General features: G+C 74.1%; 4 protein-coding genes. 2 read left to right on the plus strand and 2 right to left on the minus strand.

Translation table 11 applies throughout. The features are described 5' to 3' along the window. Positions 1-1,488, minus strand: a 1,488-nt coding sequence (locus CCN72_RS35245; protein ID WP_107430261.1) for a BACON domain-containing protein, incomplete at its 3' end; no start/stop codon positions are given. Positions 1,489-1,812: 324 nt separating this feature from the next. Here CCN72_RS35245 and radA point away from each other — a divergent pair. Further along, on the plus strand, positions 1,813-3,222 hold the full coding sequence (gene radA / locus CCN72_RS35250; protein ID WP_086812443.1) for a DNA repair protein RadA: 1,410 nt from the start codon (positions 1,813-1,815) through the stop codon (positions 3,220-3,222). Positions 3,223-3,302: 80 nt separating this feature from the next. Next, the gene (disA, locus tag CCN72_RS35255; protein ID WP_086812445.1) at positions 3,303-4,427 is read left to right on the plus strand and encodes a DNA integrity scanning diadenylate cyclase DisA; all 1,125 of its coding nucleotides are present in this window, start codon (positions 3,303-3,305) and stop codon (positions 4,425-4,427) included. 48 nt (positions 4,428-4,475) lie between these two features. Here the strand turns inward: disA and CCN72_RS35260 are convergent. Continuing rightward, the coding region (locus CCN72_RS35260) for a hypothetical protein (RefSeq protein WP_086812448.1) at positions 4,476-5,087 on the minus strand (612 nt) is incomplete at its 5' end.

Below are 5,087 nucleotides of genomic sequence, written 5' to 3' on the forward strand. Positions count from 1 at the left end.
GGGGAGGGGGCCGGAGCCGGTGATGGTGACCACCGTGCCGGCGGGGGCGATGGAGATCCGGGCCTGCCAGGCGCCCCTGGGCTCGTGGAGGTGGTCGACGTACGCCTTCAGCGTCACGCTCTCACCGGAGGCCAGCGTGCCCGAGGACCGGCTCAGATACAGCCACGCGGAGCCGGTCACGGCGGACCAGCGGACCGGGTCAGTACCCGTCGCGGTCAGTGTGATCAGCGTGGTGTCGCCGTCGTTCGCCGCCGTCACCGACAGACTCCCGGCCGAGCCGTCCGCCGTACCGGGCGCGACGCTCATCACCTCCACCGAGACATCCGGCTTGCCGTCCTTCCCCGCGCCCGGCTTCACGCTCGCGCTGCCCGCGTTCTCGTACCCCCCGCCCGTGCCGTCCCCGCCGATCGCGTCCGGGCCCTGCGCCTCGCGCGCGGTGCCGGGGTGGCCGTCCGGCTCCCCCGTCGGCGCCCCCCGGTACGCCGCCCACAGGGCCAGCACCGGCGCCGCCACCACCGTCGCCACGACCGTCGTCGTCACCGCGCGGGCCCGCAGCCGGTCGCGGCGGGCCGCGCGGTCCCTGGGGTCCATCGGGAAGCCCCGCCGGTCGAAGCGGGGCGCGTCCGCGACCTTCGCCCGGGAGCGCGGGACGAGGGCCGCGCGGGGCGCCTCCAGGACGGGCAGTTCGGCGGGGGTGACCGTGGTGCCGGGCCAGCGGCCGGGGGCCGCGCGTTCGGCACTGCGCCGGCAGCGCGGGCAGTCGTCGACATGCCGTACCAGCTCGCGGCGGAGCGCGGTGCTGAGGATCAGCCTGCTGTCGCCGGTGAGATGGGCGACGCTCGGGCAGCCGCCGGACTCCACCACGGCGAGCGCGGCCCGGGTCCGCTCGACCTCGCAGGCGGCCGTAGCGAGCAGATCGCGGGCGGCGGCCGGTGCCATGCCGAGGACGGCGGCGACCTCGGGGGCGGTCAGACGGTGGCGGACGGCGAGCTCCAGGGCCTCGCGCTGCTCGGGCGTGGTGCCGGCCGCCTCCGGCCAGGCGAGCAGGGTCAGTTCGCGGTGCCGGCGCTCCTGGAGCTCCGGGGGGAGGGCCGGGCCGGGCGCCTCGGGACCGGTCCCCCGCCCGCTCCTTCCTGTGCCCTTGTCCGTACGGCCCGCCGCATGCGTGGCCTGACGTTTCTGCTTCGCCTCGGCCAGTTTGCGCAGACACGCCCACCGGGCCAGCGCGTACAGCCAGGCCCTGCGCTCCCCGCCGGTCCCCGGACCGCGATGCCCCCGCCGCTCGGCCAGGGCGAGGGCGTCGCCGAGCGCGGCAGTGGCCGTGTCGTGGTCGCACAGGATGGACAGGCAGTAGGTGAACAGGCCGTCCAGGTACGACTCGTAGCGCGTCGACTCCCGCCGGGCGATGGTCCGCGCGGCGGCACGGTCCCGCGCCTCACGGGCGTCTCGCGCCTCATGCGCCTCACACGCTTCATGTGACTCAGACACACCAGGCCTCCGCGCACCCTCGCGCGGTTCACGCCCCTCGCGCGCCTCTCGTGCTTCGCGCGCCGTGCCGTGCGCCCGGTGCGCGCCGGTGGTGCGGGTGGTGGTCTCCGGGCTGCTGCTCATCACCCGTGCGACCGTAGGCGTCGGCGGAGCGCCCCTTCTGGAGCCTTGAGCACTTTTAATCCGTACGGGTGAAACGATCCCTCATAAGGGGACAGGAACCCTTTGTTCCGGGGCCGGATTCCGCGGGCCGCCGGCCGGGGCTCATCCACCCACTTGGCGGCCCCCGGTCCCGTTGTCAGTGCCGCGGGCTACGGTTTCCGCATGGCTGCCCGTACCAAGACCACCAAGGACCGTCCGTCCTACCGCTGCACCGAGTGCGGCTGGCAGACGGCCAAGTGGCTCGGCCGCTGCCCCGAGTGCCAGGCGTGGGGCACCGTCGAGGAGTACGGCGCGCCCGCTGTCCGCACCACGGCGCCCGGCCGGGTCGTCACCTCCGCGGTGCCCATCGGCCAGGTCGACGGCCGGCAGGCCACCGCCCGCTCCACCGGGGTGCCGGAGCTGGACCGGGTGCTGGGCGGCGGGCTCGTACCGGGCGCGGTGGTGCTGCTGGCGGGCGAGCCCGGTGTCGGCAAGTCCACCCTGCTGCTGGACGTGGCGGCCAAGGCGGCCAGCGAGGAGCACCGCACCCTCTATGTCACCGGCGAGGAGTCGGCGAGCCAGGTGCGGCTGCGCGCCGACCGCATCAACGCGCTGCACGACCAGCTGTATCTGGCCGCCGAGACCGACCTCTCCGCCGTCCTCGGGCATCTGGACGAGGTCAAGCCCTCCCTGCTGATCCTGGACTCGGTGCAGACGGTCGCCTCCCCGGAGATCGACGGCGCGCCCGGCGGCATGGCCCAGGTCCGTGAGGTGGCCGGGGCGCTGATCCGGGCCTCCAAGGAGCGCGGCATGTCCACACTGCTGGTCGGCCATGTCACCAAGGACGGCGCGATCGCGGGCCCGCGCCTGCTGGAGCACCTGGTGGACGTGGTGCTGCACTTCGAGGGCGACCGGCACGCCCGGCTCCGCCTGGTCCGCGGCGTGAAGAACCGGTACGGCGCGACGGACGAGGTCGGCTGCTTCGAGCTGCACGACGAGGGGATCATCGGCCTGGCCGACCCCAGCGGCCTCTTCCTGACCCGGCGCGACGAACCGGTGCCGGGCACCTGTCTGACCGTGACCCTGGAGGGCCGCCGCCCGCTGGTGGCCGAGGTGCAGGCGCTGACCGTGGACTCCCAGATCCCCTCCCCCCGGCGCACCACGTCGGGCCTGGAGACCTCCCGGGTGTCGATGATGCTGGCCGTGCTCGAACAGCGCGGCCGGATCAGCGCGCTCGGCAAGCGGGACATCTACTCGGCCACGGTCGGCGGCGTGAAGCTGTCCGAGCCCGCCGCCGACCTGGCCATCGCCCTGGCGCTGGCCTCCGCCGCGAGCGACACCCCGCTGCCGAAGAACCTGGTGGCCATCGGCGAGGTGGGTCTCGCCGGCGAGGTGAGACGGGTCACGGGCGTGCAGCGCAGGCTCGCCGAGGCGCACCGGCTCGGCTTCACGCATGCGCTGGTCCCGGGCGATCCGGGGAAGACCCCGCCGGGGATGAAGGTGCTGGAAGTCGCGGACATGGGGGATGCGCTGCGGGTCCTGCCCCGCTCCCGTCGCCGAGAGGCCCCACGGGAGCCGGAGGAGCGCCGGTAGACTTTGCCCAGGTCTCGCCCGTCCGTACGAACCGAGTGCGGGCACGGGCGCGCAGGCGAACCCCCGACCGGAGGAGTGCAGTGGCAGCCAACGACCGGGCAGCAGCTCCCGGAAAGTCCGGTGGGAGTGCCGGTTCCGATGGCCTGATGCGCGCCGCCCTGAGCGCCGTGGCACCCGGTACGGCCATGCGGGACGGCCTGGAGCGCATCCTGCGCGGCAACACCGGCGGGCTGATCGTGCTCGGCTCCGACAAGACCGTCGAGGCGATGTGCACGGGCGGTTTCGTGCTGGACGTGGAGTTCGCCGCGACCCGGCTGCGGGAGCTGTGCAAGCTGGACGGCGGCATCGTGCTCTCCTCGGACCTCTCGAAGATCCTGCGCGCGGGCGTGCAGCTGGTCCCGGACCCGACCATCCCCACCGAGGAGACCGGCACCCGGCACCGTACGGCGGACCGGGTCAGCAAGCAGGTCGGCTTCCCCGTCGTCTCGGTGTCCCAGTCGATGCGGCTGATCGCGCTCTACGTCGACGGTCAGCGCCGTGTCCTGGAGGACTCGGCGGCGATCCTCTCCCGTGCGAACCAGGCGCTGGCCACCCTGGAGCGGTACAAGCTCCGCCTGGACGAGGTGGCGGGCACCCTGTCGGCGCTGGAGATCGAGGACCTGGTGACGGTGCGGGACGTGTCCGCCGTCGCGCAGCGTCTGGAGATGGTGCGCCGGATCGCCACCGAGATCGCCGAGTACGTGGTGGAGCTGGGCACCGACGGCCGGCTGCTCGCGCTCCAGCTGGAGGAGTTGATCGCGGGGGTCGAGCCGGACCGGGAGCTGGTCGTACGGGACTATGTGCCCGAGCCGACGGCCAAGCGCTCCCGCACGGTGGAGGAGGCCCTGTCCGAGCTGAACGCGCTCACCCAGGCCGAGCTGATCGAGGTCGGCACCGTGGCGCGGGCGCTGGGCTACACCGGGTCGCCCGAGACCCTGGACTCCGCGGTGTCCCCGCGGGGCTTCCGGCTGCTGGCCAAGGTGCCGCGGCTGCCGGGGGCGATCATCGACCGGCTGGTGGAGCACTTCGGCGGGCTTCAGAAGCTGCTGGCCGCGAGTGTGGACGACCTCCAGGCGGTGGACGGTGTGGGCGAGGCGCGGGCGCGCAGCGTGCGGGAGGGACTCTCGCGGCTGGCCGAGTCCTCGATCCTGGAGCGGTACGTCTGATCCTCGGGCCCGGCGGGTCCGAGAAGTAACCGGCAGGTCCGGGACGTACTAGTCCGCCGACAGCACGAACGACGCCTGGAGCTTCCCGTACCCCGGTGTCTTCGCCTCCAGCAGGTACGTCCCGGTCTTGGCGGTGCCGCCGGACGGGGTCGCGCAGTGGGCGGCGCTGGGGCGGCGGTCCCAGCTGACCGTGTAGGTGATGGTCTTGCCGGCCGGTACCCGGAAGAGCAGGTCGCCCGCGCCCTTGGGGCAGTCGGCGGAGGACCAGAAGGCGTTGTCGCTGTCGGCCGGGGTGATCGTCAACACCGTGTTCTTCGGGCCGAGATCGACCTTGCAGTCGGCGGACGAGGTGTTCTTCGCGGTGAGTTCAAAGGCCGGTGTCTGGTCCGGCGAGTAGGAGTTGTGCAGGCTGCGCAGGCCCAACGACACCGCGCCGGACGTGCAGTTCGCCAGCGTGGAGGAGCCGGGCAGCGCGTCGCCCGCGGCGACCGCCCCGCCGCCCGCGGCGGACCCGCCGCCGGAGCCCGCGGCACCGCCCGAGCCGGAGCCGCCGTTCCCGTCGCCACCGCCGGCACCGGAACCCGACCCGGCCGACCCCGCCGAACCGCCGGACCCGGAGCCCGCGTCCGACCCGCCCGACTCGTCCCGCCCGCCCGGGTG

This window comes from Streptomyces murinus, assembly GCF_002154555.1.
Lineage (GTDB): Bacteria > Actinomycetota > Actinomycetes > Streptomycetales > Streptomycetaceae > Streptomyces > Streptomyces murinus.